The sequence below is a fragment of the Burkholderia sp. 4NA327C6 genome (genome assembly GCF_005502655.1).
In the GTDB taxonomy this organism is placed as follows: Bacteria; Pseudomonadota; Gammaproteobacteria; order Burkholderiales; family Burkholderiaceae; genus Burkholderia; species Burkholderia contaminans.
Map to the genome: position 1 here is coordinate 25,483 of NZ_SCNZ01000050.1, position 13,890 is coordinate 39,372.

Below are 13,890 nucleotides of genomic sequence, written 5' to 3' on the forward strand. Positions count from 1 at the left end.
GCGCGACCTGGCGCCGCACGCGCTGCATCGGGTTGCCCCGGATGACGGGGCGCGCCTCGCCGGACGCGCTCACGACAACCGATACAAGCTGGATATCCCGGAGATCTCTCAATGAAAAAGACCCTGACGGCGCTCGCCGTAACGGCAACCTTCGCAGCCCCCGTGTTCGCGCAAAGCAGCGTCACGCTGTACGGCGTGATCGACGAAGGCCTGAACTACACGAACAACGTCGGCACCGGCCACGTCTACGAAATGGCGAGCGGCTACGCGCAGGGCAGCCGCTGGGGCCTGAAGGGCAGCGAGGATCTCGGCGGCGGCATGAAGGCGATCTTCCAGCTCGAGAACGGCTTCGACGTGAACACCGGCCGCCTCAACCAGGGCGGCCGCATGTTCGGCCGCCAAGCGTACGTCGGCCTGAGCCAGACGCAGTACGGCACGCTGACGTTCGGCCGCCAGTACGACTCCGTCGTCGACTATCTCGCGCCGACCACGGCCAACGGCAACTGGGGCGGCTACCTGCTCGCGCATCCGTTCGACAACGACAACACCGACAACTCGTTCCGCCTCGACAACACGGTGAAGTACGCGAGCCCGAACTTCGGCGGCTTCCAGTTCGGCGGCGCATACAGCTTCAGCAACAGCACGAACTTCTCGGACAACCGCGCGTACAGCTTCGGCGCGCAGTACCAGAACAACGGCCTGCTGATCGGCGCCGCGTACCTGCAGGCGAACCGCCCGGGCGACGGCTCGGCCGGCGCGATCACCGCGAACGACGCGAGCTACATCGCCGAGCGCATGCGCGTGTTCGGCGCGGGCATCAACTACACGTTCGGGCAGGCGACGGTCGGCTTCGCGTACACGAACTCGAACTACAAGAACCCGACCGGCAACGGCTACCTCGGCACGCCGGGCGCGATCATCGCCCCGGGCGCGACGGTCAGCGCGATCAAGTACCAGAACTTCGAGGTGAATGGTTCGTACCAGGTCACGCCGGCGTTCATGGTGGGCGCGCAGTACGTGCTGTCGCTCGAGAAGTACGACGCATCGACCGGCAACGCGAAGCCGAAGATCCACTCGGCCGGGCTGATGGCCGACTACAACCTGTCGAAGCGCACCGACGTGTACGTGCAGGCCGCGTACCAGCACATCGCCGGCGACAAGACGAACTCGATCCTCGACAACGCGTTCATCCCCGGGACCGACGCGCCGTCGTCGACGTCGAACCAGGTGGCCGTGCGCGTCGCGCTGCGCCACAAGTTCTGATGTAACCCGGTTCTCCGTTCTTCACGCGACACCCGCGCGGGTCTGCCCGAGGTGTCTTTGCCCGCCCGCAAGCGCAAGCCTGCCGGCGGGCTTTTTCATGGTTCGTCGCAACGCGTGACCGGTCGATGTCGCCGGCATCGGTAGAAAGCGTGCGCTTGTCCCGTCAACCGTGACAGGTCAACGAACGACCATCCGTCGATACACTGTGCGCTTCCGCGACGGCCGCCATCCCCACGATCCCCGATGCCTGCCGCCGCCTTCCTTGCGCACGGCACGCCGCTATCCGCCCGCACCGCGCGCTTGCCGCCCATCTCCGAGGAGTGTCACTTGAAGCCCTGGCGCCGCGCGCTGTTCACCTTCGCCGCCGGCCTCCTGGCCGCCGCGACTTCCGATGCCCACCCGATCTGCACCGTCGTCGCCGATGCCGCCACCGGCCAGGTGCTCGCGCAGCAGGGCGACTGCACGACCCGCGTCACGCCGGCGTCCACGTTCAAGGTCGCCATCAGCCTGATGGGCTTCGATGCGGGCGTCCTGAAGGACGCGCACACGCCGACGCTCGACTTCCACGCCGGCTACCCCGACTGGGGCGGCGCACCGTGGCGCGAGCCGACCGATCCGGCGCGCTGGATGAAGCTGTCGATCTTCTGGTACTCGCAGCAGGTCACGCAGGCGCTCGGGCAGGCGCGCTTCCAGCAGTACACGACCGCGTTCGGCTACGGCAACGCGGACGCGACCAGTCCGGCGGGCGAACTGAACGGCGTGATGGGCGCATGGGTCAACGCGTCGCTGCGCATCTCGCCGCTCGAACAGGTCGACTTCATGCGCAAGATCGCGAACCGGACGCTGCCCGTCAGCGCGCACGCGTACGACATGACCGAGCGCATCACGCTGATCGACACGCAGCCCGGCGGCTGGATCGTGCACGGCAAGACGGGCACCGGGTCGCCGGGGCGCAAGTACGATGCGTCGCGCGCGTACGGCTGGTTCGTCGGCTGGGCGGCGAAGGGGCCGCGCAAGGTCGCGTTCGCGACCCTGATCCAGGACGACGAGCGGCAGACGCCGAACGCCGGCCTGCGCGCACGCGATACGTTCCTGGCGACGCTGCCGGCCCTCGCCGAACCGGGCAGCCCGCAATGAGCACCTGCCCGCGCAATGCGCGGATCGACCTGCTGCGCGGCGTGTCGATCGTGCTCGTGCTGCTGCACCACTTCAACATCCCGTACTCGCTGCGCGACACGTCGCTCGCGCGCGTATTCGGCTGGGACGCGGTGCATGCCGTGGCGCGCAACGGCAACTACGGCGTGACGATGTTCTTCGTGATCTCCGGCTACCTGATCACGTCGAATGCGCGCCGCCGCTGGGGCAGCCTCGGCGCGCTCGACGTGCGTGCGTTCTATGTGTCGCGTATCGCGCGCATCGTCCCGTGCCTGCTCCTGCTGCTCGCGCTCGTCAACGGCCTTGCGGCGGCCGGCGTGCCGATCTTCCAGAACCATGAACCCGAGGGCATCGCCGTGTCGTTCTGGCTGGTGAACCTCGCGTCGCTGACGTTCTGGATGAACGTGCTGATCGGCGCGTACGGGTGGGTCAACTACGCGCTCGGCGTGCTGTGGTCGCTGTCGGTCGAAGAGGTGTTCTACCTGTCGTTTCCGCTGCTGTGCATCGCGTTGCGCCGCGATGCGCGGCTGGTCGCGTTCTGGGTGGTCATCGCCGCGATCGGGCCCGTGTACCGCTTCACGCATGCCGGCGACGAAGGCGGGTTCCTGTATGCGTACTTCGCATCGTTCGACGGGATTGCGATCGGCTGCTGCACCGCGCTGCTGGCCGAGCGCGTGAACGGGCAGCGGCTGGCCGCGCCGCTCGTGCAGTGGCTCGTCGCGGCGGCGATGGCCACGCTGTATCTGGCGTGGCCGATCGCGCAAAGCCATGTCGCCGGCGTCACCGCGATGGCGCTCGGCACGGCCGTGCTGCTGATCGGCGCGCACGTCGACGGCGAGCGCGTGCAGGGCCGCCTGCTCGCGCCGCTGGGCCGCGCCGGCAAGCTCAGCTACGAGCTGTACCTGTTCCACCTGATCGTGCTCGGCGGGCTGCGCACGTTCTGGCCGCCGTCGGCCACGCACGGCGACACGAAGCTGCTGTTGCTGATTGCATATCTGGCGTTGTCGGCGGCGCTGAGCGCGGCGATCGCGCGCGGCTATGCGACACCGCTCGACCGCTTCGTCAAGCGGATCGCATCGCGGCCTTCAGCGCGCGTGCCGGACGGCGCGCGCTTCTAGCGCGTCATCGGTTATCGCTGCGGGGCCGCCGGGAGAAGAAGAAAAAATCGGCCAGGGCCCGGCCGTATCGCTCGACGATACCGGCCGGCCTGACCGCAAGCCCCGCGTACAAAGGGTCGACATCGTCGATCAGTCGAGATAATCCGCGTATTCCTTGCGCGAATAACCGGCGAGCGTCTGCCACGGCAACGTCTCGCGCCGAGCAGCCGTCGCCGGGGTCAGCGTCAGCTTGCGCACGACGCGGCCGTCGGCGCTCCGGAATTCGACCGACAGCGGCGCCTGCAGCTTCTCGCTCCACAGGATCCGATTCACGCCGCGCGCGCCCGGGGTGTCGACCGCCTGCTCGTACCAGCGGGTGCCGGGCGTGTCGCCGCGCTTCGCCACCGCGAGCCGCTTCAACTGCGACGGCGGCGTGACGTAGTACGCGTTGTCCCACGAGCCGTCGAAGCCCGTGGTTTCGTACTCGGCCGGCGGCACGCTGACGACCGTGCGGTTCCCCGTGTCCACGTACTCGATGCGGGCCGTCTTGCCGTCGTACGTCACGTGCCGCGCGGCCGCCTGGAAGTTGAAATGCTTGTGGCCCGCGTGGGCGGCGGCCGGCTGCACCCCGGTGCGAGCCCCCGCGTCGTGATCATGGTCGTGATCGTGATCATTACCGTGACCGCCGGCCGCCGCGACGGGCAGCACGCGCTCGACCCACACGTGCGCGTCGCGCCGCACCATCCGTTCGCGATACATCGTCGTGCGCGTCACGCCATCGGCCGACACCGTGCGGCTCTCGTGCACCAGCACCGCGTCGAGATCGGCCGCTGCAAGGGCCGGCAGCGCAACCCACCCGCAAGCGAGCGCGCAAAGAAGCTGACGTTTCATCGGGCGTTCCCGTTCCTCATGCCGTCAACGGATTCAGAAACCGAACGCCGAGCGCACGAGACCGAACACCTTCGTGTTGTCGATCGTGCCCTTGAACGCCTTCGCGTCCGCGCCGTCGGCGAACAGCATCACGTCGCCGCCGCCGTGCGTCTCCGAGCCCGCGCTGCCCATCCGCACACCGACTTCCTGCAGATACGCGTCGTTCGTCGCGGTGGCCGAATCGACCGACGCGCGCACGTTCGGCCGGTTCGCGCCGTTGCCGAACACGAGCGTCGTGTAGGTGTTGCCGTCGGCGTCCTTGCTCGGCTGGCCGTCGCGATAGTTGCGGCTGATGTCGAGAATCGGGTTGCCGCGCTTCGAATAGCCGTTGATCGTCATCGTGTGGTCGTGGTCGGCCGTCACGACGATCAGCGTGTTCGACAGGTCGACCTTCGACAGCGCGACGCGGATCGCTTCGTCGAATGCCGCCGTGTCCTCCAGCGCACGCTTCGCGTTGGTGCCGTGCAGCGCGTGATCGATCCGGCCGCCTTCGACCATCAGGAAGTAGCCGTTCGAATTCTTCGACAGCACGTCGATCGCCTTCGACGTCATCTCCGCGAGGCTCGGCTGCGTCGGCCCCTCGCCCTTGCCCGCGACGCGGTCGAGTTCGTACTCGAGGTGGCTCGTCGAGCTGAAGAGGCCGACCAGCTTGCCGTTGCCGGCCTGCGCGAGCTGGTCCCTGGTCGCGACGACCGTGTAGCCCTTCGCCTTCATCTCGTTGAGCAGGTTGCGCCCGTCCGCGCGGCCGCGCTTGTTGGCCACCGGATCGAACGGTGTCCAGTGGTTGCGCCCACCGCCCATCAGCACGTCGACGCCGTCGCCGAGCGCCGCGTTGTAGCCCGCGCCGCCCGGCGCGGCCTGCGCGGCGATGTCGTACTGCGCATCGCGATGGCAGATGTGCGAATAGGTCGCGGCGGGCGTCGCGTGCGTGAGCTCGGTCGTCGTGATCGCGCCCACCGCCTTGCCGCGCGCCTTCGCGAGCTCCAGCAGCGTCGCGACCGGCTGGCCGTTGCCCGGCGCGCAGTTGTTGACCGTCTTGTTGCCGTTGGCGTCGTTGCCCGGCGCGACCGCGCGCGTGTCCGACGACATCGACAGCACTTCGTTGTTCATCTTCACGCCGGTCATGTACGCGGCCATCGACGGCGCGCTGTCGGTCGTCTGCGCGTCGTTCGAGAAAGTCTTGACGCGCGCGGTGCGGGCCAGCTTCTCCATCGTCAGTTGTCCCGACTCACCGACCTTGTAGATCCGGCTCGCCGTCACGGTCGTCGGCCCCATGCCGTCGCCGAGAAAGAAAATCACGTTCTTCGCCTGGCCGGCGGCCTGCGCCGCGCCGCATGCGAAACCGGCGACGGCCAGCGCCGCCGCGATGCACTTGATGGTCGACATCCTGTATTCCCCTGTACCCGTGTGGTCGGCGCTCAAAGCTGCACCGCGTTGCGCACCAGCTCGAAGACCTTGTTGTTCTCGATCACGCCGTGGAACGCATCCGCGCCGCGGCCGATCGCACCCAGGAACACATCGGTGCCGCCGTGCGTCTCGCTGCCCTTGTCCATGCGCACGACCGCCTCCTGGCGATAGTCGTCGGCGCCCGTCACCGCGTCGGTGAGCGCCGTGCCCGCGCGGCTGCCCTGCACGCGGTTCTCGCCGTTGCCGAAGCCGATGATCGTGTACGGCGCGCCGTCCGCATCCTTCGCGACCGAGCCGGTCTGGTAGCTGCGCAGCACGCCGAGCACGCCGGGCTTGCCCGCCTCGGTCTTGCCGGTGCGCGCCGCATAGCCGTTCAGCACCAGCGTGTGGTCGTGATCGGCCGTGACGACGATCAGCGTGTTCTTCAGGTCAGGATCGGTCTGGCGCACCTTGTCGATCGTGGCCTTGATTGCGTTGTCGAACGCCACCGTGTCCTGCAGCGCGCGCTTCGCGTTGGTGTCGTGCAGCGCGTGGTCGATCCGGCCGCCTTCGACCATCAGGAAATAGCCGTTCGGGTTCTTCTGCAGCACGTCGAGCGCGCGCGTCGCCATGTCGGCGAGGCTCGGCTCCTTGGTCGCGCCGCGATCGAGGTCGTAGCTCATGTGGCTCGACGAGAACAGGCCGACCAGCTTGCCGCCCTTCGTCGCATCGGCGGCCAGCAGGTCGTCGCGGTTCTGCGCGACCGCATAGCCCTTCGCCTTCAGCTCGTTGACGAGGTTGCGCCCGTCGGTGCGCTTGCCGCCGCCGTCCTTCGGCACGAAGAATTGCGTGCCGCCGCCGAGCACGACGTCGACGCCGTCGCCCAGCGCGCCGTTGTAGCCCGCGCCGCCCGGCACGAGCTGCGCGGCGATGTCGTTCTCGGCGTCGCGATGGCACACGTGTGCGTACGTTGCGGCGGGCGTGGCATGCGTGACGCGCGTGGTCGTCACGACACCGGTAGCCAGCCCCTTCGCCTTCGCGATCTCGAGCAGCGTCGTCGCCGATTTGCCGTTGTTCGCGCCGCAGTTGCCGGTGAGGCTCGCGGTCGGCTCGATCGCCTTCGTGTCGGGCGTCATCGAGATCACTTCGTTGTTGGTCTTGACGCCGGTCATGTACGCCGACATCGACGGCGCGCTGTCCGTCACCTGCGCATCGTTGGAATAGGTCTTCACGAACGCGGTTTCGGGCAGCGTGTCGATCGTGAGCGCGCCGTCTTCACCGACCGCATAGATGCGCGCGGCCGTCATCGTCGTGATCCCCATGCCGTCGCCGAGGAAGAAGATCACGTTGCGCGCCGCCGCCTGCACGGGGCCAGGCGCCGTGCTGGTCGGGCCGTCGTCGCTGCCGCATCCGGCCAGTGCAAAGGCGCCTGCACACAGCAGCGCCGCCAGTTTGATTCGATTCATGTCGCCCGTTCCCCCCGCCATTGACGCTTTCGAAATGAAAGGCGATGGTAGGAACCTGATGTGACGGCAATGTGAAGGGTAACTGGAAGAATGCGAAGGGATTATGAAAGTTGAAAGCGAGGCGCCACGGTCGAGCGCCCCGCGTGAAGCCGCGTCATTCCGCGTGTTCGGCGGTGACGCTGCGCACGGTCACGATGCGCGCCGGCGGTATGTTTGCCCACACGATCCGGCTGCCGCAGGCAACAAATGCCGAATCGCCGAGCGGATGACGGCCAGGCGGCCGCAGGTCGTACGTGAACTGAATCATCACGCCGTCGGCGGACAGCACGCGATGGCACTGATCGACGATCGCCGCCACGTCCTGCCGCGGCAGCGTGCGCAGCGGCAGGCACGACACGATCGCGTCCACGCGCGCATCGGGCGGCAGCAGCCGCTCGAGCTGCCGTGCGTCGCCCGATACGATCGTGATGCCGGGAAAGCGTCGCCGCAGATGCTGGACGAACGCCGGCGAACGCTCGACCACCACGAGCCGCCGCGGCGCGACGCCGCGTTCGAGCAACGCCGCGGTGATCGCGCCGGTGCCGCCGCCGAGCTCGACGACCAGCCCGTCGCCGTCCGGCACCGCATCGGCCATTTCGCGCGCCAGCTGCCGCGAACTCGGGCACAACGCGCCCACCGCGGCCGGACGGCCCACCCACTCGCGCACGAACAGTGCCGAGACACGCCACGCGTTCGGCCACATCATCGGCGGCCCTCCGGTGCTTGCGCGGTCAGCGGCGGCGTGCCGATGATCGCGCGGAACGGGGCTACGGCGACACGGGTAGGGTTCATGCGCATCCTCCTGGGCGAATCGGTCCGTCGCTTTATGCGCGACGGTCAATCGATTCTAGGAAACACAAACTTAAGCCGACGTGAAGATTGACCCTGATTTGCCTGACCAATTCGTGCCGGATCAGCTGGTGCGCGCTCGTTCAGGAGTCGATGCGCTGCTGGAAATGCGCCGGATAGCGCTCGCCGACGATCCTGATTTGCTGCAGTGCGGTCCCGATCGCGGCGAGATCGTCGGCGGTGGGCACGACCGCTCGTTCAACGCGTCGAGCGCATCAGGATGTTCGCGAACGGCAAGCCTTCGTCGTCCTCGTCGCGCCGCGAAATTTCGTCGAAGCCGAGCCGTGCATAGAACGCGCGGGCGCCGAGATTGTCGGCATACACCTCCAGATCGAGCGCGCCCTTGAGCGCGAGCGCATGCTCGACCAGCGCGCGGCCGATCCCGTGGCCGTGCATGGCCGGCGCGACGAACAAGCCGCCGATCGAACCATCGAGCAGGCCGATGAAACCGACCGGCTCGCCAGCCCGACACGCGACCCATGTTTCCGCCTTGGGCAGATAAACCGCTTCGATCAGCGCGCGCTGCTCGCGCAGCCGCGCCTCGCCGAGAAACGCATGCGCGAGCAGCGACGCATCGAACCAGATGGCCGACAGCGTGTGCAGGTCGGATGCCTCGTAGGCGCGAATTTCGATTGCCATGTTTGGGGTGTTGTTCAATGCGTGCTGCGCAGACGAATGCACCCCGGTGCGTTCGTCGATGCGTTGTGCCGCGCGCGCTGCCCGACGCACCGCGCGCGGCACCGCATTACCGCAGGTTGGTTCTCGCGAGCTCGACGATCTCGTCGCCGCGCCCGCTGAGGATCGCGCGCAGCATGAACAGGCTGAAGCCCTTCGCATGCGCGAGTTCGATCTTCGGCGGCATCGCGAGCTCGTACTTCGACGTGACGACGTCGACGACGGCCGGCCCGTCATGCGCGAACGCCATGCGCAGCGCTTCTTCGACGTTCTCCGAATGCTCGACCCGCACGCTGAAGATGCCCGCGCCCTTCGCGATCGCCGCGAAGTCGGTCGGGCTCAGGTCGACGTTCGTGTCGAGATAGCCGGCCGCCTTCAGCTCCATCGACACGAAGCCGAGCAGACTGTTGTTGTACACGACGATCTTGATCGGCAGCTTGAGCTGGCGCGCGGTCAGCAGATCGCCGAGCAGCATCGACAGCCCGCCGTCGCCGGACAGCGACACCACCTGCCGCCCCGGATGCGCGCCCTGCGCGCCGAGCGCCTGCGGCATCGCGTTCGCCATCGACCCGTGATTGAACGAGCCGTGCAGCTGGCGCTTGCCGTTCATCGTCAGGTAGCGCGCGGCCCACAGCGTGGGCGTGCCGACGTCGGCCGTGAAGATCGCGTCTTCCGCCGCGACTTCGTCGACGATCTTCGTCAGGTATTGCGGATGAATCGCACGCCCCGGCGGCTCGGCCACCGCGAGATCGTCGAGCCCCTTGCGCGCCGCCGCGTAGTGCTTCAGCGCGTTCTCGAGGAAGCGCCGCTGCGTCTTGCGCGTGAGGCGCGGCAGCAGCGCCGCGATCGTTTCCTTCACGGTGCCAACGAGGCCGAGCGCAAGCGGCGCGCGATGGCCGAGCTGCGAACCCTTCCAGTCGATCTGCGCGACCTTCGCGTTCGACGGATAGAACGGCCGGTACGGGAAATCCGTGCCGAGCATCAGCAGCGTGTCGCACGATTCCATCGCGTGATAACCCGAGCTGAAGCCGATCAGCCCCGTCATCCCGACGTCGAACGGGTTGTCCCATTCGACGAACTGCTTGCCGCGCAGCGCATGCACGACCGGCGCGCCGAGCGTGTCGGCCAGCGCGACCACCTCGTCGTGCGCGCCCTGCGTGCCGCTGCCGCACAGCAGCGTGACCGCGTCGGATGCGTTGAGCAGCGCCGCGAGCCGGTCGAGATCGGCGTCGGCCGGCAGGATCGACGGCGGCGCCGATTCGCTCCACGCCGGCAGCTCGTCCGGGCCGTCGCCGAGTGCGATGTCGCCCGGCAGCACGATCACCGCGACGCCGCGCTCCTCGATCGCGGTGCGCATCGCGCGCGCGAGCACGCGCGGGAACTGCGATGCGTTCGTCACGAGTTCGGCGAAGTGGCTGCACTCGCGGAACAGCTCCTGCGGATGGGTTTCCTGGAAGTAGCCGAGGCCGATCTCGGTCGACGGAATGTGCGCGGCGATCGCGAGCACCGGCTGGTGATTGCGATGGCAGTCGTACAACCCGTTGATCAGGTGCAGGTTGCCGGGGCCGCAGCTGCCCGCGCACACCGCGAGCCGCCCGGTCGACGCGGCATCCGCGCCGGCCGCGAACGCGGCGCTTTCCTCGTGCCGCGTATGCATCCAGCGGATCGAGCCGATCTGGCCCAGGCTGAACGACAGGCCGTTCAGGCTGTCGCCCGTCACGCCCCAGATGCGCTCGACGCCTGCTGCCGCCAGCGTCTTCGCCAGATATTCCGCCATCGTCTGTTTTGCCATGCTGCCCTCGCTCGTTGATGGGTCGTCACACGAAAGAATCGGCCGCGGTGCCCGCCTTCGCCACCGAACGAACGAGCATACGCGATCGTTTCGCGACGCGTCGTGAAGGTGCAACGCGCTTGCGTGCGTGTCGTTCGGTCCCTTTCGGCGGTGTCGGGCGACTGTCGCCGTTTCATCGGCAAACAGACGGATTGACGGGCACGCCCGGCGCCGCTCCGGCGTGCCTTCGTCGAATACGCACGCCTACAACGGCAGCGCATGCGTCGAAAGAATCTCCTTGAGCACCATGAACGAGCGCACCTGCCGCACCCCCGGCAGGTACAGCAGCTGTTCGGCGTGCAACCGGTTGAAGCTGTCGTTGTCTCGCGTGCGCACCAGCATGAAGTAGTCGAACTCCCCGGTCACGACGTGACACTCGACGCATCCCGACACTTTCTGCGCGGCCTTCTCGAATGCCGCGAACGCTTCGGGCGTCGAGCGATCCAGCACGAAGCCGATCACGACCAGCATCCCCGCGCCGAGCGGCTTCGGGTCGAGCAACGCGACGATGCCGCGGATCAGCCCCATTTCCTTCAACCGCTCGACGCGCCGCAGGCACGCCGGTGCGCTCAGCTTCACCTTCGCCGCGAGGCTCACGTTGGAGATCGACGCGTCCTGCTGCAGTTGCCGCAGGATCGCGCGGTCGATGCGATCGAGCGCCGATGCGGCGTCGGCCGGCGATGCGCGGCCTCGCTCTAATTTCATTGCGTCATTCTCCTGTTCAACGATTCCAAATTGCTTATCGCGTGCTCATAGCGTCGATAACGTAGGCCGACGCAATTGATTTCGCAAGCTCATTTCTCCCGCTTCTGCCTATCATTTTTCTCGTCGGAACACGGCCGGCCAGCCGCCCCCGAACGATCCGATTTCCCGCCCTGTCCCCTGCTTTCCGGAGCCCGCCGATGAACCTGCAACGTTTCTCCCGTTATCCGCTCACGTTCGGCCCGACGCCGATCCAGCCGCTCAAGCGCCTGAGCGCGCACCTCGGCGGCAAGGTCGAGCTGTATGCGAAGCGCGAGGACTGCAACAGCGGCCTCGCGTTCGGCGGCAACAAGACGCGCAAGCTCGAATACCTCGTCCCCGACGCGCTCGCGCAGGGCGCGGATACGCTCGTATCGATCGGCGGCGTGCAGTCGAACCAGACGCGCCAGGTCGCGGCCGTCGCCGCGCATCTCGGGATGAAATGCGTGCTCGTGCAGGAGCATTGGGTCAACTACGATGACCCGGTGTACGACCGGGTCGGCAACATCCAGCTGTCGCGCATGATGGGCGCGGACGTGCGGCTCGTGTCCGACGGCTTCGACATCGGCATTCGCCGCAGTTGGGAAGAAGCGATGGAGAGTGTGCGGCAGGCGGGCGGCAAGCCATACCCGATTCCGGCCGGCTGCTCGGAGCACCCGCTCGGCGGGCTCGGCTTCGTCGGTTTCGCGGAAGAAGTGCGTGCGCAGGAGGCGCAACTCGGCTTCAGGTTCGACTACATCGTCGTGTGCTCGGTCACGGGCAGCACGCAGGCGGGGATGGTCGTCGGGTTCGCGGCCGACGGGCGCGCCGACCGCGTGATCGGGATCGACGCGTCGGCCACGCCCGAGCGCACGCACGAGCAGATCACGCGCATCGCGCGGCACACCGCCGAGCTCGTGGATCTCGGCCGGCTGATCACCGCCGCGGACGTCGTGCTCGACACGCGCTACGCCGGCCCCGAATACGGGCTGCCGAACGACGGCACGCTCGAAGCGATCCGCCTGTGTGCGCGGCTCGAAGGCATGCTGACGGATCCGGTGTACGAAGGGAAGTCGATGCACGGGATGATCGACAAGGTACGGCTCGGGGAATTCGAGCCGGGGTCGAAGGTGCTGTATGCGCATCTCGGCGGCGTGCCGGCGTTGAGCGCGTATAGCGAGATTTTCCGGAACGGTTGACGAAATCGAGATGAAACGCCGGCGCGCCGGGGGTCACGTGCCGGCACCTTGATCGCAGAGATCGTCGGATTGGTGACGAACGAAAGCAAGCGGGGCGGTCACCGTCTTATCGGTGCCCACCCCGCAGCGGAAAAGACAGAAAAGCGGCCGCGCGACGCAGCCGCCTAGTTCGCTCAGTTCTGCGTGAGCGGATTCAGCGTCGTGCACAGGAAACCCGTGCAGTTCTTCGGCGTGAAATAGAACGATGCCATCGCGAGCGGCGGCGTGGTGCCGAGCGCCATGTCGCTCAAGTATGCGCTGCCCTGCCCGCCGAACGTGTTCGACTGCTGGACGAAGCTCGCGCCGGTCGACTGGATCGTGGCCGACTGATACGTGAAGGTCGGCGACTGCGTCTGGTCCTTCACGTAGACCCACGAGATCGCCGTGCCGAACGCCATCGCCCCCTTCGCGCGATACCCCTTCGCCCCTTCGCTGTTGGCCTGCGCGATGAAGTCGCTGACGGTCGACGCCGGCGCCAGCGCGTCGTACGTATAGGTCGCGCTCGACGCGTTGTTCTTCATGTAGATGTTCGCCTGCACCGACGCCACCACGATCGGCCCCAGGAACCAGTAGCCCGACTGGCCCTGGCCGTTCGCCTGCGTGAGGAACGCATTCGCATCGGCCGGCAAGCCGGTCGTCGTGTACGTGTATGTGGCCGACGAGCCGCCGTCCTTGCGATAGAGATCGCCGTACGTGAGCGGCCCTTCGTAGCGGTAGCCGCTCGACCCTTGCGCATTGGCCGTGTTGACGAAGGACGTCATGTCGGCCGGGGCGTTCTGCAGCTGGTACGTGTAGGTCTGCGCGGTGCCGTCATTCACGAAGATCGACTGCGTGCCACCGTTGGCCGCGCTGTAGAAGTAGTCGCCCAGATATCGGTAACCCTTCGCGCCTTCGTTGTTGACCAGCGTCAGGAAGCTCGCCTTGTCGGCCGCGACAGGCTGCGCCTCGTAACGCCACGTCAGCGTGCTGCCGCCCGAGCCGCCGGAACCGCCCGATCCGCCATTGCCGCCGCTTCCCGTGCCGCCGGTTCCACCGGTGCCGCCGTTGTTGCTCGTACCCGATCCACCGGACGCCGCGGGCGAGGAATCGTCGCCGCCGCAAGCGGTCAGCGCCAGACAGGTCAATGCGATCAGAGCAACGGCTTTCATCGGGATCACCTCGGTGCAAACAGGGACGAACGGAGCCGGTACGCGCGGATCACACCGCGCGCACGGACAGTCGAGCGTCAGAATCAGGAACCG

The 13,890-nt window shown here is 67.4% G+C and carries 12 protein-coding genes; 4 read left to right on the top strand and 8 right to left on the bottom strand.

Annotated features, from left to right (window positions below):
- The first annotated feature begins 111 nt into the window (after positions 1-111).
- The 3 genes from FFS49_RS34240 (at position 112) to FFS49_RS34250 (ending at position 3,536) form a co-directional block, all read left to right on the top strand.
- The gene (locus tag FFS49_RS34240) at positions 112-1,263 is read left to right on the top strand and encodes a porin (RefSeq protein WP_105815789.1); all 1,152 of its coding nucleotides are present in this window, start codon (positions 112-114) and stop codon (positions 1,261-1,263) included.
- Between the two features lie 327 nt (positions 1,264-1,590).
- Positions 1,591-2,400, top strand: coding sequence for an OXA-1043 family class D beta-lactamase (gene blaOXA, locus FFS49_RS34245; RefSeq protein ID WP_105815788.1), 810 nt, complete (start codon positions 1,591-1,593; stop codon positions 2,398-2,400).
- Positions 2,397-3,536 (top strand): acyltransferase, encoded by a 1,140-nt coding sequence (locus FFS49_RS34250; protein WP_105815787.1) that lies wholly within the window; start codon positions 2,397-2,399, stop codon positions 3,534-3,536. The genes blaOXA and FFS49_RS34250 overlap by 4 nt, the downstream gene beginning before the upstream one ends.
- 129 nt (positions 3,537-3,665) lie before the next feature.
- Here the strand turns inward: FFS49_RS34250 and FFS49_RS34255 are convergent, their stop codons facing one another.
- The 7 genes from FFS49_RS34255 to FFS49_RS34290 all read right to left on the bottom strand — a co-directional run bounded on the left by FFS49_RS34255 (position 3,666) and on the right by FFS49_RS34290 (position 11,396).
- On the bottom strand, positions 3,666-4,406 hold the full coding sequence (locus FFS49_RS34255; RefSeq protein WP_105815786.1) for a hypothetical protein: 741 nt from the start codon (positions 4,404-4,406) through the stop codon (positions 3,666-3,668).
- A gap of 33 nt (positions 4,407-4,439) precedes the next feature.
- Positions 4,440-5,831, bottom strand: coding sequence for an alkaline phosphatase (locus FFS49_RS34260; protein WP_039371465.1), 1,392 nt, complete (start codon positions 5,829-5,831; stop codon positions 4,440-4,442).
- A gap of 32 nt (positions 5,832-5,863) precedes the next feature.
- Complete coding sequence (locus FFS49_RS34265; RefSeq protein WP_071333319.1) at positions 5,864-7,297, bottom strand: alkaline phosphatase; 1,434 nt, start codon at positions 7,295-7,297, stop codon at positions 5,864-5,866.
- Positions 7,298-7,451: 154 nt separating this feature from the next.
- Complete coding sequence (locus tag FFS49_RS34270; RefSeq protein ID WP_071333320.1) at positions 7,452-8,042, bottom strand: methyltransferase domain-containing protein; 591 nt, start codon at positions 8,040-8,042, stop codon at positions 7,452-7,454.
- A gap of 341 nt (positions 8,043-8,383) precedes the next feature.
- A complete protein-coding gene (locus FFS49_RS34280; RefSeq protein WP_071333321.1) occupies positions 8,384-8,824 on the bottom strand; it encodes a GNAT family N-acetyltransferase in 441 nt (146 codons plus the stop codon).
- A 106-nt stretch (positions 8,825-8,930) separates the two neighbouring features.
- Positions 8,931-10,652: a ubiquinone-dependent pyruvate dehydrogenase gene (poxB, locus tag FFS49_RS34285; RefSeq protein ID WP_071333322.1), complete on the bottom strand. Its 1,722-nt coding sequence runs from the start codon at positions 10,650-10,652 to the stop codon at positions 8,931-8,933.
- A 243-nt stretch (positions 10,653-10,895) separates the two neighbouring features.
- Entirely contained in the window at positions 10,896-11,396 is a 501-nt protein-coding gene (locus FFS49_RS34290; RefSeq protein ID WP_071333323.1) for an Lrp/AsnC family transcriptional regulator, read from the bottom strand.
- Positions 11,397-11,593: 197 nt separating this feature from the next.
- Here FFS49_RS34290 and FFS49_RS34295 point away from each other — a divergent pair, with 197 nt between their 5' ends.
- A complete protein-coding gene (locus FFS49_RS34295) occupies positions 11,594-12,610 on the top strand; it encodes a 1-aminocyclopropane-1-carboxylate deaminase (RefSeq protein WP_105815785.1) in 1,017 nt (338 codons plus the stop codon).
- A gap of 173 nt (positions 12,611-12,783) precedes the next feature.
- On the opposite strand, the gene FFS49_RS34300 is transcribed toward FFS49_RS34295, so the two are convergent.
- Positions 12,784-13,797: a hypothetical protein gene (locus tag FFS49_RS34300; protein WP_105815784.1), complete on the bottom strand. Its 1,014-nt coding sequence runs from the start codon at positions 13,795-13,797 to the stop codon at positions 12,784-12,786.
- Positions 13,798-13,890: the final 93 nt, after the last annotated feature.

What these genes read in the sequence shown, in the direction of transcription:
- FFS49_RS34240 (WP_105815789.1), top strand. Translation starts at nt 112, where the DNA reads ATGAAAAAGACCCTGACGGCGCTCGCCGTAACGGCAACCTTCGCAGCC.
- FFS49_RS34250 (WP_105815787.1), top strand. Translation starts at nt 2,397, where the DNA reads ATGAGCACCTGCCCGCGCAATGCGCGGATCGACCTGCTGCGCGGCGTG.
- FFS49_RS34255 (WP_105815786.1), bottom strand. Translation starts at nt 4,406, where the DNA reads ATGAAACGTCAGCTTCTTTGCGCGCTCGCTTGCGGGTGGGTTGCGCTG.
- FFS49_RS34260 (WP_039371465.1), bottom strand. Translation starts at nt 5,831, where the DNA reads ATGTCGACCATCAAGTGCATCGCGGCGGCGCTGGCCGTCGCCGGTTTC.
- FFS49_RS34265 (WP_071333319.1), bottom strand. Translation starts at nt 7,297, where the DNA reads ATGAATCGAATCAAACTGGCGGCGCTGCTGTGTGCAGGCGCCTTTGCA.
- FFS49_RS34270 (WP_071333320.1), bottom strand. Translation starts at nt 8,042, where the DNA reads ATGATGTGGCCGAACGCGTGGCGTGTCTCGGCACTGTTCGTGCGCGAG.
- FFS49_RS34280 (WP_071333321.1), bottom strand. Translation starts at nt 8,824, where the DNA reads ATGGCAATCGAAATTCGCGCCTACGAGGCATCCGACCTGCACACGCTG.
- poxB (WP_071333322.1), bottom strand. Translation starts at nt 10,652, where the DNA reads ATGGCAAAACAGACGATGGCGGAATATCTGGCGAAGACGCTGGCGGCA.
- FFS49_RS34290 (WP_071333323.1), bottom strand. Translation starts at nt 11,396, where the DNA reads ATGAAATTAGAGCGAGGCCGCGCATCGCCGGCCGACGCCGCATCGGCG.
- FFS49_RS34295 (WP_105815785.1), top strand. Translation starts at nt 11,594, where the DNA reads ATGAACCTGCAACGTTTCTCCCGTTATCCGCTCACGTTCGGCCCGACG.
- FFS49_RS34300 (WP_105815784.1), bottom strand. Translation starts at nt 13,797, where the DNA reads ATGAAAGCCGTTGCTCTGATCGCATTGACCTGTCTGGCGCTGACCGCT.